Origin of the sequence: Paenibacillus sp. FSL H7-0942, from assembly GCF_045040715.1 — a bacterium.
Taxonomy (GTDB): domain Bacteria; phylum Bacillota; class Bacilli; order Paenibacillales; family Paenibacillaceae; genus Paenibacillus; species Paenibacillus amylolyticus.
In genome coordinates, this window is sequence record NZ_CP150279.1 from 3,260,553 (window position 1) to 3,285,067 (window position 24,515).

19 protein-coding genes are annotated in these 24,515 nt (G+C 44.1%); 12 read left to right on the plus strand and 7 right to left on the minus strand.

The genetic code is table 11. From position 1 onward, the window contains the following. Positions 1-35 precede the first annotated feature (35 nt). Positions 36-740, plus strand: coding sequence for an SDR family oxidoreductase (locus tag MHI48_RS14645; RefSeq protein WP_036616036.1), 705 nt, complete (start codon positions 36-38; stop codon positions 738-740). A gap of 117 nt (positions 741-857) precedes the next feature. Here the strand turns inward: MHI48_RS14645 and MHI48_RS14650 are convergent, their stop codons facing one another. The 3 genes from MHI48_RS14650 to MHI48_RS14660 all read right to left on the minus strand — a co-directional run bounded on the left by MHI48_RS14650 (position 858) and on the right by MHI48_RS14660 (position 3,944). Continuing rightward, positions 858-1,688: a carbohydrate ABC transporter permease gene (locus MHI48_RS14650; protein WP_017688542.1), complete on the minus strand. Its 831-nt coding sequence runs from the start codon at positions 1,686-1,688 to the stop codon at positions 858-860. A 1-nt stretch (position 1,689) separates the two neighbouring features. Further along, positions 1,690-2,562, minus strand: coding sequence for a carbohydrate ABC transporter permease (locus tag MHI48_RS14655; RefSeq protein WP_405144448.1), 873 nt, complete (start codon positions 2,560-2,562; stop codon positions 1,690-1,692). A 68-nt stretch (positions 2,563-2,630) separates the two neighbouring features. Next, positions 2,631-3,944, minus strand: coding sequence for an ABC transporter substrate-binding protein (locus MHI48_RS14660; RefSeq protein WP_405144450.1), 1,314 nt, complete (start codon positions 3,942-3,944; stop codon positions 2,631-2,633). A 206-nt stretch (positions 3,945-4,150) separates the two neighbouring features. On the opposite strand from MHI48_RS14660, the gene MHI48_RS14665 reads away from it, so the two are divergent. From MHI48_RS14665 to MHI48_RS14675, 3 genes are all read left to right on the plus strand, one after another. Further along, positions 4,151-5,914 (plus strand): sensor histidine kinase, encoded by a 1,764-nt coding sequence (locus tag MHI48_RS14665; protein ID WP_405144452.1) that lies wholly within the window; start codon positions 4,151-4,153, stop codon positions 5,912-5,914. A gap of 13 nt (positions 5,915-5,927) precedes the next feature. Continuing rightward, a complete protein-coding gene (locus MHI48_RS14670; protein ID WP_405144454.1) occupies positions 5,928-7,457 on the plus strand; it encodes a response regulator in 1,530 nt (509 codons plus the stop codon). 243 nt (positions 7,458-7,700) lie between these two features. Continuing rightward, positions 7,701-9,686, plus strand: a complete 1,986-nt coding sequence (locus MHI48_RS14675) for a methyl-accepting chemotaxis protein (RefSeq protein WP_405144456.1) — start codon at positions 7,701-7,703, stop codon at positions 9,684-9,686. A gap of 94 nt (positions 9,687-9,780) precedes the next feature. Here MHI48_RS14675 and MHI48_RS14680 read toward each other — a convergent pair whose 3' ends face one another. Continuing rightward, positions 9,781-10,653, minus strand: coding sequence for an AraC family transcriptional regulator (locus MHI48_RS14680; RefSeq protein WP_405144458.1), 873 nt, complete (start codon positions 10,651-10,653; stop codon positions 9,781-9,783). Between the two features lie 245 nt (positions 10,654-10,898). On the opposite strand from MHI48_RS14680, the gene MHI48_RS14685 reads away from it, so the two are divergent. Beyond that, a complete protein-coding gene (locus tag MHI48_RS14685) occupies positions 10,899-12,098 on the plus strand; it encodes an MFS transporter (RefSeq protein WP_405144460.1) in 1,200 nt (399 codons plus the stop codon). 212 nt (positions 12,099-12,310) lie between these two features. Then, complete coding sequence (locus tag MHI48_RS14690) at positions 12,311-13,066, plus strand: gamma-glutamyl-gamma-aminobutyrate hydrolase family protein (RefSeq protein WP_405144462.1); 756 nt, start codon at positions 12,311-12,313, stop codon at positions 13,064-13,066. A gap of 107 nt (positions 13,067-13,173) precedes the next feature. Here the strand turns inward: MHI48_RS14690 and MHI48_RS14695 are convergent, their stop codons facing one another. Both MHI48_RS14695 and MHI48_RS14700 read right to left on the minus strand, forming a co-directional pair. After that, on the minus strand, positions 13,174-15,498 hold the full coding sequence (locus MHI48_RS14695; RefSeq protein ID WP_405144464.1) for an MMPL family transporter: 2,325 nt from the start codon (positions 15,496-15,498) through the stop codon (positions 13,174-13,176). Positions 15,499-15,517: 19 nt separating this feature from the next. Next, complete coding sequence (locus tag MHI48_RS14700) at positions 15,518-16,165, minus strand: TetR/AcrR family transcriptional regulator (protein ID WP_076253018.1); 648 nt, start codon at positions 16,163-16,165, stop codon at positions 15,518-15,520. A gap of 236 nt (positions 16,166-16,401) precedes the next feature. Between MHI48_RS14700 and MHI48_RS14705 the strand changes: the two genes are divergently transcribed. The 4 genes from MHI48_RS14705 to nspC all read left to right on the plus strand — a co-directional run bounded on the left by MHI48_RS14705 (position 16,402) and on the right by nspC (position 22,076). Continuing rightward, entirely contained in the window at positions 16,402-17,295 is an 894-nt protein-coding gene (locus tag MHI48_RS14705; protein WP_405144466.1) for a TetR/AcrR family transcriptional regulator, read from the plus strand. A gap of 216 nt (positions 17,296-17,511) precedes the next feature. Next, positions 17,512-18,771 carry a cytochrome P450 gene (locus MHI48_RS14710; RefSeq protein WP_405144468.1) on the plus strand — a complete coding sequence of 420 codons (1,260 nt, stop codon included), beginning with the start codon at positions 17,512-17,514 and terminating at the stop codon, positions 18,769-18,771. 937 nt (positions 18,772-19,708) lie between these two features. Continuing rightward, complete coding sequence (locus MHI48_RS14715; protein WP_036616010.1) at positions 19,709-20,947, plus strand: saccharopine dehydrogenase family protein; 1,239 nt, start codon at positions 19,709-19,711, stop codon at positions 20,945-20,947. A gap of 1 nt (position 20,948) precedes the next feature. After that, the gene (nspC, locus tag MHI48_RS14720) at positions 20,949-22,076 is read left to right on the plus strand and encodes a carboxynorspermidine decarboxylase (RefSeq protein WP_340904533.1); all 1,128 of its coding nucleotides are present in this window, start codon (positions 20,949-20,951) and stop codon (positions 22,074-22,076) included. Between the two features lie 185 nt (positions 22,077-22,261). Here the strand turns inward: nspC and MHI48_RS14725 are convergent, their stop codons facing one another. Then, on the minus strand, positions 22,262-23,035 hold the full coding sequence (locus MHI48_RS14725; protein WP_282321465.1) for an SDR family oxidoreductase: 774 nt from the start codon (positions 23,033-23,035) through the stop codon (positions 22,262-22,264). A gap of 111 nt (positions 23,036-23,146) precedes the next feature. Here MHI48_RS14725 and MHI48_RS14730 point away from each other — a divergent pair, with 111 nt between their 5' ends. Both MHI48_RS14730 and MHI48_RS14735 read left to right on the plus strand, forming a co-directional pair. After that, positions 23,147-23,503, plus strand: a complete 357-nt coding sequence (locus MHI48_RS14730; RefSeq protein ID WP_076327623.1) for a MerR family transcriptional regulator — start codon at positions 23,147-23,149, stop codon at positions 23,501-23,503. 90 nt (positions 23,504-23,593) lie between these two features. Beyond that, positions 23,594-24,466, plus strand: a complete 873-nt coding sequence (locus tag MHI48_RS14735) for a YitT family protein (RefSeq protein ID WP_017688526.1) — start codon at positions 23,594-23,596, stop codon at positions 24,464-24,466. Positions 24,467-24,515 lie beyond the last annotated feature (49 nt).

A 24,515-nucleotide genomic window follows, 5' to 3' on the forward strand; every position in this document is an offset into this window, starting at 1 on the left:
ATGAATACATTCTCAATGAGAGGGAGTAATAATAAATGAATATTTCCAAACAAGTTGCTATTGTAAGTGGGGCTAATCGAGGGTTGGGTAAGGAACTTGCTCTTGAACTGCTGGCGAGGGGAACCAAAGTGTATGCTGGCGCGCGAAACCCTGAATCCATTGATCTGCCCGGGGCTATTCCACTGCAACTCGATATTACGGATCCACAATCTGTCATGGCTGCAGCTGAGGTAGCTAGTGATGTAACCCTTCTAATTAATAATGCTGGTTCCGCTACGGGTGCTTCTCTGCTCACAGGTGAGCTGAACGATATTCACTTGGAGTTCAATACACATGTATTCGGTACGCTTTCAATGATTCGTGCGTTTGCACCGGTAATAGAGAAGAATGGGGGCGGTTCGATACTGAATATCCTGTCCGCTCTATCTTGGCTAAGCCTTGGTAACTCAGGTGCATATTCAGCTGCAAAATCCGCTCAGTGGGGAATTACGAATGCATTACGTCTCGAATTAGCCCCTAAGAACGTTAGCGTTGCCGGATTGCACGTGGCGTTCATGGATACGGATATGACGGCAGGTATCGACGCACCAAAAACGAGCCCAACGGATATTGCCAAAATTGCAATAGATTCCATCGAAGCGGATCTCTACGAGATTATTGCTGATGATACCAGTCGGAATGTACAACAGGGTCTTGCTGGTGGTGTTGCTGCCCTTTACCCGCAATTGTTTCAAAAATAAAGAGGCGTAGATGCATTTTCTCGCTATAAATAAAACAACCCCCGCCAGATCTGGTGGGGGTTGAGTACGTCATGAATAATCCAATTCTATGCCTTGAGAACCGTGAGAATATAAGGTTTAACCTTTAACTGCACCGGCAGTAAGGCCGCTGACAATATATTTTTGCCCAAATAGATACAGGATGAATACAGGCAGCGAAGTAAGCACGAGATTAGCGAAGATCAGGTTCCAGTCCCGGCTATATTTGCCGTAGAAATTGTAGATCGATAGTGGCATCGTCCAGGTGGAACTGTCTGTCAGGAAGTATACCGGAATTGTAATGTCATTCCAGACGGACATGAACACCATGATCGCTACCGTTGCGTTAACGGGCAGGATAAGCGGTGTGACGATGCGGAAGAACACCCCGAACACACTTGCTCCTTCCAGAAATGCCACTTCGTCCAGCGCTCGTGGAATGGTTTTGATGAATCCACTATACAAGAATACACTGAAGGCTGTATTTAACGCGGCGTAGATCAGGATAACACTTGTGATGCTGCCGTAGAATCCCAATCCTTGTACAACTCGTATGGTCGTAATAATCGACATTGGCGCAATCAGTCCCATGAAGAAATACATGTAGATCGTGCCGGATAGCTTGGTTTCCCGACGTGCCAGAATGAATGCCGCTGCTGAAGAGGCAACGATATTAATAATGGAAGATACACCAGTAATCAAAATGCTGTTGAAGAACGCTCGCGACAGGCCGCCTTCCTGGAAGACACGAACATAGTTCGAGAACTGCCATGTTTCCGGGAAACTCAGGGAGAAGCTAAGCACTTCGGCGCTGGTTTTAAATGAACCAAAGATCAGAATGACAAGCGGCAACAGAACGATAAGAGAGGCCAGAATCAGGAAACCTTCCACGATATAGTTGCGGATGGCGAGTTTGCGTGTATAGCCCATGTTATTCCGTAACCTCCTTACGCCGCATGAAGATCAATAGCGGTATAGCAATAATGGTAACGACCACGAAGAGAAGTGTGTTGACCGCGGTACCAAGTCCCCAGTTGCCTTCGCCGAAAGATCGCAGAATGATCGTACCTACGACCTGGGAAGCGTTACCCGGGCCACCACCGGTCATGACATATACTTCGGAGAATACTTTGAGTCCACCGATCAATGTCAACATCAAGTTAATGTTAATTGCGGGCAGCAAGAGTGGTAGTGTGATCTTGAAAAAACTTCTCCACGAACTTGCGCCATCAATCTTGGCTGCTTCGTAATACTCTTGAGAAATGGACTGCAGGCCCGCCAGATAAATGGCCATCTGGAACCCGGCACTCTGCCAGATCGAGACGATGGCAATCGTCCAGATCACAATCGATGGGTTGGTCAGCCAAGCTTGGCTTAACGAATGTAATCCTACAGATTCCAACAAATTGTTGATTGTACCTTCGGTACGCAACATGGGAGTGAACAGAATGCTGATCACAAGGATGCTGAGAATGGAAGGGGAGTAGAAGATCGCGCGTAGCAGGTTCTTTGTTCTTAGTCGCATGTTAAGTCCTACGGCCAGCAATAGACCGATGACATTTTTGCCAACGACGGTGACGATTGCAAATATTGCCGTGTTTTTCAGCGCCAGAATAAGCGTTTTGTCTGAGAAAATTTTCTTGAAATTATCCCACCCGATGAACTTCAGCTCCAGCCGATCCAGCCGCCAATCCGTGAATGAATAATAGAAAGCGGCGAGAGCAGGCGCAACAAAAAAGATGGAGTAGATAATCAGTGCGGGAAATATCATGTAATACGAGTACAGATTTTTAGTCCTTTTCATGTCTCACACTCCGTTATAACTAGGCAGCATAACGATCGATCCTGTTATGCTGCCTTATATTTCACTTTTTAGAAACCTTCTACGCCTTTATCCTGCATCAACTGACTGAACTTCTCATCCCAGGATTTCAGTACTTCTTCTGGTGACAATCCACCCGCGAATTGATCCTGTAACAATCGATACAGTTCGCTGCGATCAACCAGCATGTATGCATCCGTTGTCAGCACGGTTTTCTTCGGCGTAATATAGTTGTCTACAATATCCTGCTTGTAAGCCGGCAATTCTGGTGTGGTGACGTCACTGAAATTGGATACGTACCCTTTGGAGTCCACGATCTGTTGTGCAACTTCCTTGGAGGCGATGTAGTCCAAGAATTGTTTAGCTTCTTCCAAATGTTTGGATTTCTTCGGAATGAACAGTTGTCCGCCGAGTGGACTTGCACCCAGACTGGCATTGTCTGACGATGGAATCGGGAATACGCCCAGTTCCATATTTGGATCTTGCTCGGCCACGCCTTCAATTAACCAATCGCCCATAAACATCATGGCAACTTCCTTGTTCAGGAATTTACCTACGGCCATGTCATAGCTGTCGCTAAGCACATCCGTGTTGGTGTAACCTTTAGTGTAAATCTCATATTGTTGTTCCAGGAATGTTTTGAATTCCGGGATATCAGACCATTTTTTCTTGTTGCTGTTCAACTCATCAAAAAAAGTCGGTTCATTTTTGGCTACAAAATCGGCAAAAGCTGCAGCAGGCCAGATGTTGGCAGCCCAGGCATCTTTGTAAGGCATGAATACAGGTGTAATGCCACTTGCTTTGATTTTTTCACAGATCGCCAGGAATTCTTCGTAGTTGGTTGGAATCGACAACCCGAGTTCTTCAAAGATTTGTTTGTTATAAACGACCCCTTGCATCCCCGTATCTTGGCTGACATGGAAGCTGTAGAGATGGCCACCAGAAGAGAGGACGTCTTTGTTCACAATTCTGCTCGCCCAAGGCTCGTTATCCAGAATCTCGAAGTTACGTTCAAGGTTCAGGTCCGTGACTGCGCTCGCCAGATTGTACTGAATAATATCAGGCGTTTCATCTACAGCCAGTTTGGTTTGCAGTACAGTTGTTGTTTGTTCCGCTGGAATCAGTTGCAAATTGACACGAATGTTTGTTTGTTTTTCGAATGCATCGAGAATGTCCTGCTGGATGAAAGCAGAGTCCTGAGAACTTTTAGAGATTGCCAGCTCCAATGTGACTTTGCCACTCTTGCTGTCCCCGCCAGCAGCTGTGCCGGAATCCGTACCTCCTGATCCACAAGCGGTTAACGAGACCGATAATAAACTGGCCAGAATAATAGAAAACGCCTTTTTTCTTTTTATTGTTTTCAATGCAAATCCCCCTCTAAAACGTTTAGTGAATCCGTTTACAAGTCCGATTATAGATTCTTTTCTCGCCCCGGTACATGTCTGTGCTTGAACGTTGATGTGTAAAATCCTGAACTTGAAATCGCTATCATTTCATGAAATACCGTGATAGAGTAGACATGAATATAAGGGATTTCACATCATGTCAGAACAGGAGGGCATCTCTGAGAATGGCAAAGCTCATACATAAAGCAACTCAATTCAGTTTGCAGACAAAGGTGTTTTTGACGTTTCTGGCTCTGCTTTTGTTCGTGTTGGGCTGTTTTATCGTTTATGTGAATGTGATCGTTGTCCGCCCGCTCAAACTGAAAACAGAGCAGGATACGCTCGTTACAGCTACGAAGGTAAGAGAGCAAGTTGATCTCTACGTAGAACAACAGAACCAGATGTCGCAGCGAATATTATCCAGCAAAAATATATTTGAAGCCATGGACAAGAGCTCCTCAGCGCATAGTAATTATGAAAGGCTGAAACAGATTCGGATCATCAAAGACATTATGTTTCAGGCCATCGGGCCGAGCATGAATATCAAGGACATGTCTATCTACGACAATCACGGGGTTCTCCTGACATCATATCTGGGTTCGGGCAATCCTCCCGCAATCCTGAACACCATGATGGAGAGTAGTCAGGTCGGACGAGATTGGACGGAAAGTGGTTTTGTTCTGCTGCGTCAAGACGATATGATCTCCTTTGTGCGCACGATCAATAATCAGAACGGCAAGGTGTACGGTTATCTTAGCATCCAGATGGAACAGGCCTATATACAGAACCTAACGGAGGGCATTACCGCTGGCGATGTCTATATTCTGAATGAACAAGGGGAGCAGATGACGGGCTCGGAAGAGGGTGTGACATTTGCCAATTGGACAAAGCCTTCATCAGACGAGGGACTGGATGTGGACAAAAACGACAATTATATCACGCATTCCACTTCACCCAGTACAGGCTGGATCACGTATATCATAACGCCCAAAAAATCTGTTCTAGGCTCGATCCATTCGGTTCAGACGATGTCCATTCTGCTGATTACAGCACTGATGCTGGTTTCATTTGTGTATATCTTCCTGTCGACACGTAACCTGCTACTGCCTATCCGCAAGCTACGCGGTCAGATCTGGCGCATGAACTACAGCAATATGAATCTGAAGGTGGATGAAACGCCGAAGAATAACGATCTCTTATTACTAAATGAAGCCTTTCAGGATCTGATGGAGAGGCTGCAGCAATCGATTGACCGGGAAAAATCGGCGCTTCATGAAGAAGTAAAGGCGCGTAATTCGGCGCTGCAAGCCCAGATTGCACCTCATTTTATTCATAATGTCTTATACCTGATCAGTATTGCCGCCCAAGAGGGGAAGACCAAAGTTGTATCGGATATGTGCAAACATCTTTCGGACAGTCTGCGTTATATTGTCTCTTCACCATACGCGCATGTGACTTTGGCTGAGGAGCTTCAACATACGAGACATTATCTTTCCCTTGTACAACAAAAGTACGAAGAGGATCTGGAGTGGGACATCCGTGCAGACGAGCTGGCGAACGAAATCCGATTGCCACGGTTGGTCATTCAGCCGTTTGTGGAAAACTGCATTGAACATGCCTTTGCCAACACCGTGCCGCCTTGGCGTATCCAGATTACCGTGAAGCAATATAACGGATTATGGGCTTTGGAGATTAAAGATAACGGAGAAGGCTTTCCACCGGATAAGATCCAGGAGATTTTAGCCAATATTCAGGCATCGGGTTCCGGAATGAACCAGACTACCGATCGTGCCACAGCCCTTGGTAACATGGGGATTATCAATAGTGTCAATCGACTCAAACTAATGTATAACAACCGGCTTTTTATTAATATATTTAACAATCATGCGGAAGAGCAACATGGAGCAACGATTCAAATCATCGGCTCACTGACGAGAGATTTTTACTAGCGAGGAGGCATAGATGATGTATAACGTTATGATCGTTGAGGATAGCAAACCGATATTACGTAATATTAAAATGCTCTTGGAGACGCTGAGCTTCCCGATTCGTGTAGCGGCTACGGCAACGAATGGAGAAGAAGCCTTGGCAGCGTTAAAGCAGGAACCGATTGATCTGCTGTTGACCGATATACGAATGCCAAAAATGGATGGGCTGTCTCTGATTGAGCAAGCCAAAATTGCCAACCCGGATCTGAAGGTCATCTTGATTAGCGGTTATAGCGATTTTGAATACACAAGAAAAGCATTGAACCTGCAAGTGTTTGACTATTTGTTAAAACCCGTCGAGCGAGAGGCGCTTGAAGAAGTCATGGGTCGGGTAATTGACCAACTTGATCAACAGATGTCCAAGGAACTGCTGGATTTGCAGGAAATCATTCATCCCCAATGTGAGACTACGCCCAAACAAGGGGAGGAGTTTCCGCCTTTATTCAGCCAGATGATGATCATTATGAGCAAACAGCCTTTTACCGCAGGGCATGAACGTTGGGTGCAGGTGGAACTTGAGGGTTTAGTGCAGGATTTTTTTGCATTCCATCCTTGTCGTGTTTACACCAGTCAAACTTCATATCAATTTATCGCTTTTGTCAACAAGAGTGCACTTGAGGTGTACTCTTCCGTACATGAATGTCTTGAATCGATGCGACGGCATTTGGTTGCGCATGACATCGATGCAATCATTGGAGGACAACTTCTATTCGCTGAGTCTGGTAATCTGCCGGAGCTCTATCACCGCATGTCATCCATTTTGTCTGAGCAGCAACGGTTGAAACAAGGAATAGTGTTGGATACCGGGAATCCGGTGTCGATGGCCAGATCCGAGACAGGCTGTCTGGATCCGGTGCAGGAATCTGTTTTTGTACAGATGATACAGGCTCGGCAGAAAGAACGGTTTGCTCTTAAGTTATCCGAATTGCTGGATCGATGGGCAGAGGAAAATGTACATATGACCGAGGTGGATCGGTTTATTGGATTGATTGTAGACACGTTTGCTCATCTGTACGAGGAACAGGGGTCGGGCATGAGGTTGGGTCTGGAGCTTCGGTCAAGACAATTCGCCCAGGCACAGTCCTATGCCGATTTTTGCCGGGAACTGGCGGAATGGACGGGACAGTGCTTCGATATGCTGCAATCCCACGTTCGAAAAAGCAAGGCGATCCTGTTTGAACAGATTGACGATTACGTAAAACTAAATAAATACTCTCAATTATCTATCAACGACATTGCCATGAAGTTTCACGTTAGCCCGTCGTATGTCAGCAGAGTGATCAAAAATGCAACACAAATTACGTTTGTCCAGTATTACACCCGGCTTCGCATTCAGGAGGCCTGCAGACTGATGGAAAGTCAACCCGACATGAAGTTTAAGGAGGTTTCCGATGTACTGTCGTTTAGCGACCAGCACTATTTCTCGAAGGTGTTCAAAGAGTATACGGGGCTAAGTCCTACGGATTATAAACAACAGATGTCTGGTATAAAGACCCAATCATAGTTAACAAACCCTTTTTATTTATGTTATAATACTAAACAAATACGGCTTGTTACTGAATTCATTCAGGCAATACCTATGTATATACATGCTCAAAGTTTCTTTGGGTGTGCATATATATGGGTTTTTTTGCGTTTACTGGCCGATTAGTTCTACCAAAAATGAATAAAGAGAGGAAGATTGAACTTGAAAAAGGAAAGTGAAAAAAGGTCATTTTGTAAGAAAGGAGGAGCCGTTTTACGATTAATGAGTACTCGACTCATTGCAGCTTTCCTTGCGGTACTTATTATCCCCACTGCACTTATCGGATATTTCTCGTATCATAGTGCCAAAGATCAAGTACAACAAAAAATGACAGAGCCCATCAATACCATATTAACGATGACCGGACAGCATATTAACAATCTGGTGGGGGAAAAAGCGGCATTATTGAGTTATATAGACAGTATGTATGGCTCCGACCCCAGTCAGGCGAACAATGAAGCACTACAAGTAGGAATCGACCAGTTAGCTGATACATACCCTGATATTCTTGCCATAACCGTAGGCAACGACCAAGGCAGTGTTATATCTTCTCCAGCAATAGAGGATGCAACATACGATCCACGCAGCACAGAATGGTATGCCAATGGTGAAAGTAACAATGGATCACTCTATTTTTCGAGTATTATGAATGATCCGGCATCCGGGAAGATTTATGTAGAGATTTCAAAAGCTCTTTCAGATGAACATGGTGTAGCAAGTATTAAACTTGATCTGGAGCCATTAGCAAAAGCGTTATCATATGTTGATGTAGGAGGCAATGGAAGTCTGATTGTAGTGGACTCCAATCGAACGATTGCAGCTTGGTCCGGTGCGATTGCAAAAGGTGGAGGAGGAGAGCTCGGCGGAGCACTCATCGAGGGAATTCCAGTCCATCCAAATACGGCTTCAAATTCCGATGAACCGATGGCATTTTCCCAATTTGTTAGAACGGATCTGGCGTATGATCTGGAGGTATATAACGGTGTTAATGCTTTGACGGGTTGGAATGTCATTGCTTTGATGGGCCATGAAGATTTTATCGCCGCAGCGAAACCCATTATGGTATCGAGTCTAACGGTCATTGTTATATCTGTATTGATTGCCGGTGTAATTATTTTCTTCATTCTGAGATCTTTTATCGTACCTATGCAAAAACTGCGAAAGGCCACCCGCAGCGTAAGCGAAGGGAATCTGTCCGAACGGGTTAATCTTAAAACCGAAAACGAATTTGGTATATTGGCAAATGATTTTGACCAAATGACCATCTCCCTTCAATCGGTGGTTGCTGAACTTCACCAGACTTCATCGTTGTTAAGTCACTCTTCCCAGATGATTCAGGAAAGTACAGAACAAACCACCCAATCGGTTCAACATGTGGCTGAAACCATGCAACAGACTGCGGAATCAGCTATCGTTGGGGCGGAGAATTCGGAACAAACCGCGAATGCCGTAGAAGAGATGGCGAGAGGCATCAGTACAATTGCAGAATCTGCGAGTGCGATTGTGGATTCGGCTGAAGAGACGGAGCGCGCTGTTGCTAATGGTGGGAAAACGATAAACCAGGTCGGAGAACAAATGGAACATATTCTCGGAGCTGTTGAAGAAACCTCGGCATTGATTAACGAGCTGTCCAGTCTATCCGCTGAAGCCAATCGAATGAATGAAGCGATTGCGGATATCTCTCGGCAAACCAATCTTCTATCACTGAATGCCTCTATTGAAGCATCAAGAGCAGGAGAACACGGAAAAGGTTTTGCTGTCGTTGCTGGTGAAGTGCGCACGTTATCGATGCAATCCAAACAAAGTGCGGACGAGATTGGCGCTACTATTGGTAAAATGCTTGATCTGATTGCCAAATCCACGTCTCTTATGAATGATAAAGTTCGTAATCAAGTTGGTGAAGGAATACGGATCAGCCAAGAGGCTTCAGTAACCATATCGAACATTGAACAGTATACAACACATATCGTGGATCAAATTCAGGATATTTCCGCTGTCTCAGAACAGTTGTCAGCCAGCACGGAAGAAGTGTCGGCTACAGTTGCCGCGATGAGTCATATCTCTAAAGTATCGGCTGATAGTGCTCAGACAACTTCAGCAGCAGCCCAAGAACAAATGGCGGCAATGCAGGAGATATCGGCATCATCTGCACAGCTATCCAAAACAGCTGAGAACATGCAAGAATTGGTTCGCCGGTTTAAGCTCTAAAGTAGAAGTAAATAAATGTGTAAAGAAACATGTAAAGAGATATGTAAAGCACCAGGCGCTCCCCTAATGGAGCGCCTTTTTGCATTTAGTAAGATTAGTAAGAATGTGACACCTCATCCCCGAACATATCCTTTTGATTCTTTTTTCGGAAACTTCGTGGTGATTCACCAACCGTTTTGGTAAATAAAATCGTAAAGTAATTGGGGTTATCGTAACCGACCAGTTTGGCAATTTCCCATATTTTTTTGTTGGTTGAGACTAATAATCGGGTGGCTTCACCCATTCTTCGTTGAATCAGGTAATGATAAGGAGAAGTGCCATAGTGATTTTTATACATATGAATTAAGTAATAAAAATCGATATGAAATTGATCTGCCAATTCTTTGAGCTTAATGTTTTGCCGATAGTTGGTATCCAAATAGTCTTTAATGCTCTCAGCAAGGGTATTGCTCTCAACGATCTCCCCACTAGGAAGCTGTTGACGGGACTGCCGATCGATGATCAGAAGTATTGCTTTCAGGACATGCCCAGAGATCGACTCGTATCCATGTTCCCGGATTGAAAATTCATTGAAGAGAGTCTGCATTAACGAATGGAGCTCATCGGAATATCGGTTGGCTCGAATGATCGGATTGTTAGAGGGAGGGATGACCCAATCCTCAAGGGTCTGGGTGCCTTCTGTAAAACGAAAGCCGCAATAAAAGGTGGATAACGGGAATTCAGGATTGGATTTCTCCTCGTGAAGAGTACCCTTGTTATATATGAGCATGTCCCCTTTTTGAGCCCAGTGTTTGGTGCCGTCAATGGTGAACAATCCTTTGCCTTCAGTTACGTAGATAATCTCATGCAGATCGTCATGTTTATGCGTCGGAAAACTCCAATGGGGATTGTCGGCCAGTTTGCCTACATAAATAATGGTGCAATCTCGATTTGGATGCCGTTGGCCGAATTCGTGGTGTGTATTCATCTATGTCTTCCCTTCAGAATCTGTAATGTATGTCTGTGTTGAAATGACAACATATATAATGTTTTGCAATAAAACCACAACAACCTTGATTGTCGCCATGGTATATCTGACAGTACAATTTCACTATCCAAAATGTACTATATATCGAAAGTGAAGGGATGGGAAAGCAGAAAATACATGAATTAATGATCGTAGACAGAATTGAAGCGCTTGCAACAATAGAAAGGATTAGTGAGTATTGATTTATGACTAGAAATAGAGAGAACCTACTTATTTTAACGCTTACGCTTGTTAGCTTTGTACTGGGAACAACCGAGTATGTTATCGTGGGTGTGTTGAAGGAAATTGAAAGTTACATGAAAGTATCACTTGCTGCCGCGGGGATGCTTGTCTCCGGTTTTGCGATTGCATACGCAGTCGGTACACCATTTGCCGTAGCCTTCTTGGCCAAAATATCCAGAAGAAGTTCCATATTGATTGGATTTGCAATCGTGTTAGCATTAAATCTATTAACCGTGTTCTCAACAACGTTTTATTCGTTGATGGCCATTCGCATCGTGTCGGCCGTTGCTTGTGGACTTACAATATCGCTTTCGATCTCGATCGTAAGCGACGCAGTGAACCGGGAGCGAAGAGGGGAAGCTATCGCCTGGATTCTGGGCGGATTTTCAATCGCTAATGTGCTAGGTGTTCCGCTCGGTACATTTATCGGACAACATCTGAGCTGGTCCATGACGTTTGTTGTTACGGCATGCATAGGTGTTGTGCCGCTGGTGTTCATGTTCCGTATTCTGCCACGCCAAACAACAACGATTGCAGGTTCGTTCAGTGATCAGATGTCTCTCTTTTTAAAACCACGGATATTGCTGGCCTGTCTGATCCCTGTACTGGGAAACAGCTGTATTTTCGTCGTTTTTACGTACATTACGCCACTCCTGAGTGAGACGATGGGTGTGCCAGTACAATGGATTAGTGCCATACTCCTGATCTATGGCGCCTGCAGCATCCTGAGTAACTGGATTGGTGCCAAAATAGCCAGGGGTGACTTCCTGCCCAAGCTCAAGCGGCTTTTCGTCATCCAAGCCATCCTGTTCCTTGGCATGAGTTTTACCGTTTCTAATGTGTGGCTCGGCTTGGCATTTCTATTCCTGATTGGATGTCTGTCATCCTCCATGAGCGCGGCATCCCAGTTATATTTGTTTGATGTGTCAGGATCGATCGCGCCGGGTTCCAAAGCATTTGCATCTACACTCCTGCCTGTGGCGGCCAATGTAGGTATAGCGCTAGGCTCTGGTGTCGGGGGAATTGCCGTTAATATGGGTGGTCTCCAGTGGGTGCCTCCAGTTGCTGTGATGCTTGCCTTGCTGGCTTTTGTCGTTACCCTGATATGCCAGCGTTCTATCCAAGTGAACTCAGACGAAGTAACCACTGTAAAAGCAGCTTAGATGAGATGCTGTCTAGACAAACACATGAATGCGTATATATGGTATATGAACTACAAACAAAGTCGCTGTTATGCGGCTTTGTTTGTTTTTATTTTTCCAACACTCCGGATGTAACGGGTTCACAGATTGTAAAGGTAGGAAAATGCAATAATTCAGTGAATTTGTATATGAAGAGATCTGATAAAATGAATGAAAAGATAGGAGGGGAACCCATGAAAAAGCCGATGATCGGTGTTCTGCCTTTGTACGATATTGACAAAAAAAGTTACTGGATGCTTCCAGATTATATGAACGCCATAGAAGGAGCAGGTGGGATTCCAATTATGCTTCCTTTGACAACGGATACCGAGATCATAGAAACGCTGGTTAATCAGTTCGATGGGTTCCTGTTCACCGGGGGACATGATCTCAATCCTGAGCTGTATCATGAGCATGCTGAGGTTACCTGTGGAGAGTTGTGTATTGAACGCGATATGATGGAGTCGATATTATTACAAAAGGTAATTGAGCTTGATAAACCTGCCTTTGGCATATGCCGTGGACTACAGCTATTTAACGTTATGTTGGGTGGGACGTTATATCAAGACATTCCAACTAGCCTTCAACTTCATGGGAACAAGATCGTTAATCATAAGCAAAGTCCGCCGTATACGAATCTCGTACATGATGTACATATTGAGGAAAATAATATCCTATACGATATCTTGCAAACAGATACGATAAAAGTGAACAGCTACCACCATCAGGGAATCAAGATGTTATCGGATAAGTTAACTGCCGTGGCCGTCGCTGAAGATGGACTCGTTGAATCCGTGGTCATGCCAAACCGCTCGTTTGTTGTGGCTGTGCAGTGGCATCCAGAGTACAGCTACAAAGTAGATGACTACAGTCAGAAGTTATTTGCGGCGTTTGTTAATGCTGCTAAATCCCCACGCTATACTATCCATATTGAAGACATCACCGCATAAAATGTGAAAAAGAAAAAAGACCTCCTGTTTATAAAAACAGAGGAGGTCTTTGTATTGGTGAATATAGTCGTAATAGTAATCATGGTATCACCGTTCTATTGGCAGGATTATTTTAATCCAGACTTCGTGTTGGCATGCTCTTCAGCATTCAGGGAAGCAATCAGCTTCTCGCCTTCAACATCCAGGTTTGGCAGAATGCGATCCAGCCATTTTGGAAGTGCCCAAGCTTTGTCTCCGAAAATAGCCATGATGGCAGGGACCAAGCCCATACGGATGATGAAAGCATCAATCAGAATGCCTACCGCCAAAGTGAAACCAATCTGTTTGATCATGACATCGTCAGTGAATATAAATCCTGCAAATACAGAGACCATAATCACTGCTGCGGCAACAACCACGCGACTTACCTGATTGTACCCATGAACAACGGATTCGGTCCCGCGATGACCATGCACATAGGATTCCCGCATGGAGCTCACAAGGAAGACTTGATAGTCCATCGCCAGGCCATACAGGATACCTGTCACGATGATTGGCATAAAGCTCAGCAGCGGGCCACCTGTATCGAAACCAAAGAGCGAGTGCAGCCAGCCCCATTGGAATACAGCAGTGGTGATCCCGAATGTAGCCAGGATACTAAGCAGGAAGCCAATTGTTGCTTTGATGGGAACGATGATCGAACGGAATACGAGTAACAGAATGATCAGTGACAACAGGATGATGATGCCTACATAGATAGGGAACACCTGCGCCAGTTTGGCTGACATATCGATGTTAACAGCTGTGAGTCCAGTAACTCCGAGTTTCACATCATAGGTCTGTGCGATGCGGGAATCAGCCGCGCGTAGATCAGTGACCAGTGTTTTAGTGAGATTATCGTTTGGACCCGTTTTTGGAATGAGACTGAAAATAGCTAAATCTTCTGTCATCCCAAGCGGTGTGACTTGTGCAACGTTATTCTGACCTTGGAGTTCCATCACCAGACCACCCAAGAGTTCTGGTGTAACTTTTGCGGAAGACTGATTAGGCTCTGCGACCAGAATAAGGGGTCCGTTGAATCCTTCTCCGAAACCTTCGGAGATGGCATCGTAACTTTGTCTTGCAGTTGTATCCAGATTCGCTGAGGAAGCTCCGGGGATACCCATTTCCATTTTCGCGATAGGTGTCGCGGCAAAACCAAGAATGACGATGATGGCGATAATGGTAGCCCAACGATTTTTGATAACGAATTTCACCCATCTGTTCGCGACTCCGTGGTTAGTGGCTTTAGGATGTTTCGCGCTTTTCTCACGAGCTTTGGCGGAACAGATGCGTTCTCCTACCAATCCCAGTAAAGCCGGCAACAGGGTTAAAGCAACAAATACGTTGATGAGTACGGTGGCAGCTGCGACCAAAGCCATCGTAGACAAGAATGTAAGACCGATGACAAGCATACCGCACAGTGCAATAATGACGGTTAATCCGGCAAAAAATACTGCGCTGCCCGATGTACCAATGGCTCTGGCCGTTGCTTCTTTTGCGCTCAAGCCTTGATCAATGATCATTCGACGTTGGCGATTAACAATGAAGAGCGCATAGTCGATTCCAACAGCCAATCCAACCATTAGAGCTAGAACGGAAGTGACACTAGGCATTTCAATGAATTTGGAGATGGAGAACGCACCACCAACTCCAATGGCAACTCCGAGGAGTGCAGTGATCAGAGGTAGACCTGCTGCAACAACGGAGCCAAGGGTGATCAGCAATACAATGATAGCAATGACCAGTCCAACAATCTCTGCCGAGCCGACTCCAATCGATACCGTTTTGAGAGTTTCGCCCGGCAGCACCTTAATATTGGTTCCTTGCTCTACCGTCATAACAGATTGAATAACGGAATCAAATACATCCTGTGTTATGGCAGACTGTTCAATTGTAAATTGGAATTGGAACAGTGCAATGCTGCCGTCCGAAGAGATCAGCATTCCAGGTACAGGAACACCATCCACCATCAAAGGTCCATAGGGAGGAGGCGTGGTTGTTGCGGATTGCGCCATATCAGTAGCCTGAGCATTCTGAGCCATCTCCGCCTGAGCACCCGAATTACCCGCTTCAGCTGCATAGTCCGCAGGGTTAATGACTTTGTCTAATCCGTAAACTTCATTTACACCTTTCATCATGGCCGCCAAACGTTCAGGCGTATCCAAACGCTCGTTGTCTGGAGCTTTGAAGACAACACTTCCTTGACCGCCGGAGGCGGCAGGCAGTTCTTTTGCCAATTGATCCAGAACCTTCTGTGACTCTGTGCCTTCAATCTTCATTTCGGAACTGATGTGAATACCATTGATGCTGATCATGGAGATGACAATTCCCAGAATTAAAACCCAGCCAATGATGAAATAGGCAGGTTTGCTAAAAGCGGTTTTCCCCACTCTGTATAATAATGTAGACATTTCTCTATTTTACACTCCTCTATGATGAATGTGGATGGTTGGCATGTTCAAATCCTGCCCGTAAATGATTAAACGTGGTTTCCAAAAATTGATCGAATGTTAAAACACCGGGCTTGGTATCTTCAGTAATGACTTGTCCGGGTAGTAACACATTGAGTCTTCCATCAATTAATGGCAGTATTGTTCCATATAGTGCGTTGATCAAAAGATAAGTATAGATCTCGTCATACTTCCCGTTAGATAAGTCTAATAAGGTATCTTGTGCCTGCGTCTGCATCCGGTGCATGGCTCCAAGGTAATGCGGTTCAAGCACGGGATAGGTCTGGGATAGCGATAGTAGCTGATGAAGTCTTCCTATTAGTTCTGTTGTAAGCTGCATCTTGATCAGGTTATACAGTACGTCAAGCAAGGAGACGTTGTCGGGCAATTCGGTAAGTAACTCTTCGAGTTCCGTTGTATTCTGAACGGATATTGCGCCTCTTGCTACGGCTTCTTCTTTACATGTGAAGTAGTTTGCAAATGTTCTGCGGGAACAACCCACCTGATGCACGATATCTTCGACCGTAAAGCCATCAAGCCCATGTTCAAGGGTAAGTTCAAATGCAGCACTAGCAAGTGCTTTTTCAGTTGCTTCTTTCTTCAAATGTCGCAAGTTTCGTTTGATCATTATTCTCCGCTTATGCGTTCACCTCCAACACCAATGACTATGGTTTAATTCTTTTAAGAAGAGCACACTTACTGAATATGCACTTTGTGAGGTTTATCATAACAAACAAGTTGCCCATTGTGCAAATTTACTCATTGTGCAATTATTTTATATGACAGCTATACTGCGAATCAATGCTTCAACTCCTGAGGAATGAATGTTAAAATCAATAGAAAAACTTGGGGCGATAACGAGATATGAGTAGTCGTAAACAAAGTTTATTGGAAACAGCACTTGCACTATTTTTAGAGCATAGTTATGCAAATACAACAATCCAGATGATCTTGGATCAATCGGGTGTATCCAAAGGCACATTCTACAAATTCTTCAGTTCAAAAGAAGACTGTTTATATTCTATTATTGATCAGCGTATGCAAGAGGATGTTTTCATTCGTAAAGAGCTTGAACAAAATCACTATACATCGGATTATGACCTGCTCGTAGATCAGATTGCGATTCCTATGTCTGTACCTAATAAAGAGCGAGTATGGGAATTATATTGGACGGGTTTTTATTCCGGGGAGATCAACTCAGCCAAACTGGCTACAATTCACCTAAAATGGCTGTCCACACGCTTGATTCAGGTGTACGGGAACGATATTAGCTTATATGCCAACGAAGGGGCCATATTGTGCTACGGCATATTACATCAGATTGCCAACACATCAAGAAGTCTAAATACGCAAAAACCGGTATGGAGCGAAGTGGTTCCCAAAGTATTAACGTACATTGAAGTGATCCTAAGAACAATGCACCAGAGAAATGAACACATTTTCGACTTTCAGTCTCTCTATTTCCTGAATGCCGATGAGCGTAACCATGATATGGGTCTGGACATCGATAATATATTGATCGAATTGGATGAGTTCAACAACCGTGTACAAAAATCCAAGGAATCTGCATCATTCAAGCAACTTTCGAAGGGGCTCTTAGCGCTATTACAAGATCAAGAGGATTTAAATATTCCTGTAATCGAAGTGGTGCTTCAAGCGTTTCACAAAGAGTACAAATCCAGTACGTTTCAATCTGAAGCCAATAGACTGACCGAAGCCTGTTGGTGGTATTTGGAACTAGTGAAGCAACGTAATTAATATGGGGGTTGGCTCGTAGCCGACCTCTTTTTTTGCTTTTTTATGCCCGTAGTTTTTATTAATATACTATGAGTATATTAATAAAATGTTGTTATAACAGTTGTTTTTTGCTGTTTAAACTATGATATTTGAAATTAAATATACGAGTAGTATATAATCGGAATGAACATATATTTCCATAGATTTGAATAACTTCACTTCGAAAGGAAGATTTATATGAATAACTCGAATAACCAGACATCAGAAAAAGTAGAATTTAATTTGTTTAGCGAAGAAAATAGTAAAGATCCATTTGCCATGTTTGCACAGATGCGTGCCAAAGGTTCCGTTGTCCCTATTCCTAATCCAATGGGTGGAGCAGGGCAAACCTGGATTGTAACTCGGATGGACGTCGCCATGGAAGTGCTGAAAGATCACTCTCGATTTACGGTAGATATGAACTCTATTGATAGTGGCAATGATATTCGAAAGAATCTCTCAGGTGAGCTTGGTTCATCGGAACCCCAGACCTTTTTTACCGGAAAGTCGATGCTCTTTGTTGATGAACCGGATCACCGAAGACTGCGTAGCCTGGTTTCCAAAGCGTTCACGCCAAGATATATGGAAAGCCTGCGTCCACGCGTCCAGGAAATTGCCGATGAGTTGATTGACCAATTCGAAGGTAAAGGAGAGATGGATCTTGTAAAAGACTATGCCTATCCTTTCCCAATCAACGTTATTTCCGAGATGTTGGGTATACCTCAGGAAGACCGACCTCAGATCCATGTATGGTCTGAAGCCATTGCAAAAGGTCTTGGTTTTGGTAAACAGGACCCTGCCGTAGCGCAGCACTTGCGATCATTTGCAGAGTACACCTCACAGCTTGTGGCGAACAAACGAGTAGAACCTTCTGATGACCTCATCAGTCAATTGATTGCGATTGAGGAAGAGGGGGATCGACTGAATGAAGATGAATTAATATCCATGATCACGTTATTGATATTTGCCGGACATGAGACAACTTCCAATCTGATTGCAACTGGTTCTTATCTTCTTCTGACCCATCCCGAACAACTGGAACAACTGAAACAAGATCTGAACCTGGTTCCTTCTGCGGTGGAGGAGTTGCTACGATATAACGGACCCGCGACTTCCTCAGGTCCTCGTTATGCAACGCAGGACACGGAGTTGGATGGACAATTGATTCAAAAGGGAGATGTTGTGATTCCCCTTCTGAAATCAGCGAATCGGGACGAGCAGCAGTTCACTGACCCCGAAGAGTTGGATATCGAACGCAAAATAAAACGGCATTTGTCCTTTGGACACGGCATTCATATGTGTCTTGGCGCTCCGCTTGCTCGTGTAGAAGGGGACGTGGCGTTTACTACGCTTTTACGTCGGCTACCGGATATTCAGCTCAGTATTCCTCAGGAAGAGATTCATTGGCACTCTGCTTTGTCATCACAGGGATTGGCAGCATTGCCTGTGAAATTTTAATAGATAAACTTAGTACGACCCATTGGAGTATGACGAATTATCGTCATACTCTTTATTTGTATAGATGATAGAATGGGATGAACAAGAAGCATTTCATGGAGTGAACATGCTTAAAGCAAAAACATAAAATTGAGTACATAAATTTTGTTGTAGAGGTAAACCTTATGAATAAAGATGAACTTTTTATGCATAAAGCCATTGAGATTGCTCTGCAAGCTCGCAAAGAAGGAAACGAACCATTCGGCTCATGATCAATTAGCGGAAATTGCTGGTGGTAACATCATGATCTCGTGTGAAGAAGTATTTGAGAAAAGTCCTCAAAAGCCTGAGTAGTGGGGGAATTACTGAGTGCAGAAGGCTTGAAAGTATTCGAAGGATATCAATTTCTTTCCAACGCGTAATCAGGTCAAAAAATTAATTTTAAATTATTGCTTGATTTTTTTTTCGACGTCTGATAGTGTAAGACCTGTGATTTTGGGAAGTTAATTTATCAATATGAATTAGAGCTTTCCAGCAGATAATTTTGACCACTTCATCAGGAAGTTAAGGCCATACGGACAGCCGGGTCAAACGCCGATTGGCAACTTATGTTGCTTTATTGATTGAGTTCAAAGCTCAAATTTTATAAGTTGGTTACTTTACAACCAGTGCAATTGCACATCAACTTGTGAAACGGTCAATAAGAGTGGTAAAGGCGAATTATTTGCTATATAGACTCTGATCCAATATTGATATACATGAAGAAGCTTTCCGCCAAAGGAGTTCTTGTGAACTTTTTTGGTCATGGAGACTTCACGTCTTTTTTATGATGTATATCGATAAGCAAGTGTGATGATGCGCGATTGCGAGCATTTTTCACCTTGCTTTTTTTGTTGTCTTGTTGTCACCGTATTAAACCAATTTTAAAAAAATACATATTGGGATAGGAGAATGTAAAATGGGAAAAGCACTAATCATCGGCGCCGGCGGCGTTGCTTCCGTGGCAGTACACAAATGCGTTCAAAACAGCGAAGTTTTTGAGGAAATCTGCATCGCGAGTCGTACAAAATCAAAGTGTGATGAACTCAAAGCCAAGCTGGACGGCGGAAAAACAAAAATTACAACAGCACAAGTTGATGCTGACAATGTTGACGAACTGATCGCTCTGATCAACGAAGTTAAACCGGATATCGTTATGAACCTCGCTTTGCCATATCAAGATCTGACAATCATGGATGCTTGTCTTGCAACTAAAACAAATTACATGGACACAGCTAACTATGAGCCACATGATACAGCGAAGTTTGAATACAGCTGGCAATGGGATTACAAAGAGCGTTTTGAACAAGCAGGCATCACTGCATTGCTCGGTAGTGGATTTGACCCAGGTGTGACTGGCGTATTCTCCGCTTATGCCCTGAAGCACTACTTTGACGAAATTGAGTACATCGACATTCTGGACTGCAATGGCGGCGACCATGGCTATCCGTTCGCAACCAACTTCAACCCTGAGATCAACATTCGCGAAGTATCTGCGAACGGAAAATATTGGGAAAATGGTGAATGGATCGAAACGAAGCCGATGGAAATCAAACGTGTCTACGACTTCAAAGAAGTTGGCGAGAAAGACATGTACCTGTTGTATCATGAGGAACTGGAATCTTTGGCAAAAAACATGCCAGGTCTGAAACGTATCCGTTTCTTCATGACATTTGGCCAAAGCTACCTGACTCACTTGAAAGCTCTTGAAAATGTAGGCATGACTTCAATCGAGCCTATTGAATATGAAGGTAAACAAATTATTCCACTGCAATTCCTGAAAGCAGTACTGCCTGATCCAGCATCCCTTGGACCACGTACTGTAGGTAAAACAAACATCGGTTGTATTTTCAAAGGTAAAAAAGACGGCAAAGACAAAACATATTATGTTTACAATATCTGTGATCACCAAGAGTGTTATAAAGAAGTGGGTTCCCAAGCGATCTCTTACACAACAGGCGTTCCAGCAATGATCGGTGCAGCAATGGTCATGACAGGCAAATGGAACAAACCAGGCGTATATAATGTAGAAGAGTTCAACCCAGATCCATTCATGGAAGAGTTGAACAAATGGGGCCTCCCATGGGTAGAAGACTTCAACCCGGTACTCGTTGATGAGCTGCCAGAAGAAGTTAAAGAATCGGAGCTTGTTCGCTAAAATGCGGTTCGAGCAATTACCGACACCATGTTTTGTTGTTGACGAGGCGCTTATTGAGAAAAACCTGAAAATCCTGAACGGTGTTATGCAGCGTACAGGTGCCAAAATCGTACTGGCTCAAAAAGCATTCTCCATGACTGCGATGTATCCGCTGATTGGAGAATACCTGAGCGGTGCAACGGCGAGCGGTTTGTATGAAGCGCGTCTGGGCCATGAGGAAATGGGCAAAGAGAATCATGTCTTTGCTCCAGCATATCGTGCAGAAGAGATCGACGAGATTATCTCTATCTGCGACCACATTATTTTCAACTCATTTTCACAGCTTGCAAAATTCAAGGATAAGGCGCTTCAAGCTGGCCGTAAGGTCGGCTTGCGCGTCAACCCTGAATGCTCCACCCAAGAAGGACATGAGATCTACGATCCGTGTTCTCCGGGTTCGCGTTTTGGCGCGAAACTGGAGGATTTCGATGAAGACCTGTTGGAAGGTGTCTCTGGACTGCACTTCCACACACTGTGTCAGCAAAATTCCGACGATCTGGAGACTACGCTGAATGCAGTTGTCGAGAAGTTCGGACAATGGTTGCCTCAGATGGAATGGATCAACTTCGGCGGTGGGCACCATATCACACGTGAAGATTATGATATTCCAAGACTGGAAGCATGCATCAAACGTATGCAGAACGATTATGGCCTGGAAGTATATCTAGAGCCGGGAGAAGCTGTTGCGCTGAACGCGGGTTATCTGGTGACCTCTGTGCTGGACTTCCATAAAAACGGTATGGACATCGCTATTCTGGATACTTCAGCTACGTGTCATATGCCGGATGTGCTGGAAATGCCATATCGCCCGCCGCTGATCGGTTCGGGAGAAGTGGGTGAGAAGGCTCATCTGTATCGCCTAGGTGGACAAACCTGTCTATCCGGTGACGTGATTGGGGATTATTCATTCGATCAGCCTTTGCAAGAAGGCGACCGTCTGGTATTCGAGGACATGGCGATTTACTCCATGGTGAAAACCAATACGTTTAATGGCATGCCGCTTCCAGCGATTGCAGTCAAAAGAAAAGACGGCGATTGCGAAGTTGTTCGCGAATTCGGATATCAGGATTTCAAAATGAGGCTGGCATAATTACTTCATAATATAGTAAGTATTAATATAGAATTGAAAATAAATACAAAAAAGGGAACCTGGAGACAGGTTCCCTTTTTAACGTTAACTGAAGTTTAACGATTAGATTTAATGATGTTTATTAGCCGGGTTAGGTGAATGTTTACCGGTATTGAGCCGACTTAGCTTCGACTTCAGTTTTCGGGTTAATTTTTCGGTTTAGAGGCTGCTCGTGCAGCGTAGGGAAAAATCGGTTCTCTTAGTTCAAAATCATACGTCAACCCATCCACAATGCCGACTACACTTTCACTGTCATACAACTCTAGCAAAAATCCAGCCATTTGTTCCGCCGTATGGAACTTGGGAACTCTGCCTTCATATTCAAACTCGTCTACATTAAAGGAATGTTTCGCAAACTCAGTCTCGGTTGCAGCCGGTGCGAGAACTTTGGCTTGCATCGCTGCGTTCTTACCTTTTAACTCTTGCGCAAGTCCTTCCGTAAAGGCACTTACATAGAACTTGGTTGCGCAGTAGGTTACTGCATCGGCTACAATCGTATATCCACCACCAGAGGAGATATTAATGATCTGTGTGCCATCAACATCTGCATAATCACGTACATACAGGGAAGAAAGAATCGTAAGAGCTTCTATATTTAGATGAAGCATCTGTTCAATCTTGGGCAGATGTTGTTCGCCCACGGAAGCAAAATTTCCGAATCCGGCGTTGTTAATCCACGTCTCAATGGAGTAAGCCTGAAGACTCTCATAGAATTCATGCACATTAGCGGCAATGGACAAATCCACTGTACGAATGACAACATCCAGAGCAGGATTGATTTCAGCTACTTTTGCTTTTAACTTGTTCAATTCATCGGTTCTGCGCGCTGCCAGAATTATATTTTTGCCACGAGTTGCAAAAGCTAAAGCCGCTTCATATCCAATGCCTGAACTGGCACCGGTAATCACTGTATATTTCATGGGAATTCCTCCTGGATCTGATTTCATTTTTTATTGTGATGTGACCACGAGTTGATTATACTGATTAGAGCTTACTCTAAGTCAAGCGGGAAAATGGAGGGGAGGTTAACCATGCATACCATTGGTGAAGTGGCAGAATTACTCCATATCAGTGCACATACGTTGCGTTATTATGAGAAGGAACAGATTGTAACTCCTCTCCGAGATGCCAGTGGAGACAGGCGATACAACGAGTCACACCTGAAGTGGCTGCAATTTGTAATCAAATTAAAAGAGACTCAAATGCCCATTGCTATTATTAAGAAATATGCGTCCTTGTTTCAGGAAGGGGAGCATACGGCGGGGGATCGTTTGAAGCTACTGGAGGAGCATAAAGAGTCGATTCAAAAACAGATGCACATACTTCACACAGCAGATGAGATGCTTGAGCATAAAATTTCGTCGTATCGAACGCTCATCGGACAATGAACTAACACACACAAATGACGATCTATTGCCAAAACAGTGATTTTTATTATAGACTGTTTTTTATCGGTTGTTCATCAAGGGGGAAATGCAATGCATCAAAACAGAAAACAAAAGTCAAACAAGTTAAAGATCCTCTCCAAAGTATTATTGATTATCATTGGGGGATTTATAACGGCATATGGCCTCGAAGCCATATTGATCCCGAATAATGTCTCAGATGGTGGTGTCACAGGTCTGAGTATCGTAGGATCACAGCTGTTCGGATTACCACTGGGGATGCTCATCGGGATTATTAACATTCCATTTGTGTGGCTCGGGTACAAGCAAATCGGAAAAAGCTTTGCGTTATATTCGATCATCGGTATTGCTTCACTCGCAATCAGCACCAGTCTGATGCACCATATACCAACCATCATTGAAGGTGATACCTTGCTTGTTACGGTTGTCGGCGGGATTATCATCGGTTTTGGTATGGGACTTGCATTACGTAATGGCGGGGCATTGGATGGCATAGATATGCTGGCTGTACTCCTTTCGCGAAAAGTACCTTTTGGAACCAGTGATCTCATTCTGTTCCTCAACATGTTTGTATTTATTGTCGTTTCTACCGTGTTCGGTCTGCAAGGTGCGATCTTGTCAGGACTTGCGTATTTTATTGCTTCTAAAGTAATACATATTGTTGAAGAGGGCTTGAGCGGCTCCAAAACGTTTAAAATTATTACGAATCAACCTGAGATTATGGTTGAAACCATTCGGGACCGTTTAGGCCGTGGAGCAACGTATACCGAGGCTTACGGTGGCTACTCTAATGAGCAATTCAAGGAAATTACTTGTGTCATTAACCGGATGGAAGAGAGTAAAATTAAAGATATCATTCACGAAATTGACCCAACTGCTTTTGTAGTCGTATACGATGTAGCTGAAGTGAGAGGCGGCAATTTCAAAAAGAAAGATATTCACTAACATACAAAAACGCGCTGACAGGAGGAATACTCTTGCCAGCGCGTTTTTG

Coding starts and splice junctions, on each gene's coding strand:
- MHI48_RS14645 (WP_036616036.1), top strand. CDS start 36: ATGAATATTTCCAAACAAGTTGCTATTGTAAGTGGGGCTAATCGAGGG.
- MHI48_RS14650 (WP_017688542.1), bottom strand. CDS start 1,688: ATGGGCTATACACGCAAACTCGCCATCCGCAACTATATCGTGGAAGGT.
- MHI48_RS14655 (WP_405144448.1), bottom strand. CDS start 2,562: ATGAAAAGGACTAAAAATCTGTACTCGTATTACATGATATTTCCCGCA.
- MHI48_RS14665 (WP_405144452.1), top strand. CDS start 4,151: ATGGCAAAGCTCATACATAAAGCAACTCAATTCAGTTTGCAGACAAAG.
- MHI48_RS14670 (WP_405144454.1), top strand. CDS start 5,928: ATGATGTATAACGTTATGATCGTTGAGGATAGCAAACCGATATTACGT.
- MHI48_RS14675 (WP_405144456.1), top strand. CDS start 7,701: ATGAGTACTCGACTCATTGCAGCTTTCCTTGCGGTACTTATTATCCCC.
- MHI48_RS14680 (WP_405144458.1), bottom strand. CDS start 10,653: ATGAATACACACCACGAATTCGGCCAACGGCATCCAAATCGAGATTGC.
- MHI48_RS14685 (WP_405144460.1), top strand. CDS start 10,899: ATGACTAGAAATAGAGAGAACCTACTTATTTTAACGCTTACGCTTGTT.
- MHI48_RS14690 (WP_405144462.1), top strand. CDS start 12,311: ATGAAAAAGCCGATGATCGGTGTTCTGCCTTTGTACGATATTGACAAA.
- MHI48_RS14695 (WP_405144464.1), bottom strand. CDS start 15,498: ATGTCTACATTATTATACAGAGTGGGGAAAACCGCTTTTAGCAAACCT.
- MHI48_RS14700 (WP_076253018.1), bottom strand. CDS start 16,165: ATGATCAAACGAAACTTGCGACATTTGAAGAAAGAAGCAACTGAAAAA.
- MHI48_RS14705 (WP_405144466.1), top strand. CDS start 16,402: ATGAGTAGTCGTAAACAAAGTTTATTGGAAACAGCACTTGCACTATTT.
- MHI48_RS14710 (WP_405144468.1), top strand. CDS start 17,512: ATGAATAACTCGAATAACCAGACATCAGAAAAAGTAGAATTTAATTTG.
- MHI48_RS14715 (WP_036616010.1), top strand. CDS start 19,709: ATGGGAAAAGCACTAATCATCGGCGCCGGCGGCGTTGCTTCCGTGGCA.
- nspC (WP_340904533.1), top strand. CDS start 20,949: ATGCGGTTCGAGCAATTACCGACACCATGTTTTGTTGTTGACGAGGCG.
- MHI48_RS14725 (WP_282321465.1), bottom strand. CDS start 23,035: ATGAAATATACAGTGATTACCGGTGCCAGTTCAGGCATTGGATATGAA.
- MHI48_RS14730 (WP_076327623.1), top strand. CDS start 23,147: ATGCATACCATTGGTGAAGTGGCAGAATTACTCCATATCAGTGCACAT.
- MHI48_RS14735 (WP_017688526.1), top strand. CDS start 23,594: ATGCATCAAAACAGAAAACAAAAGTCAAACAAGTTAAAGATCCTCTCC.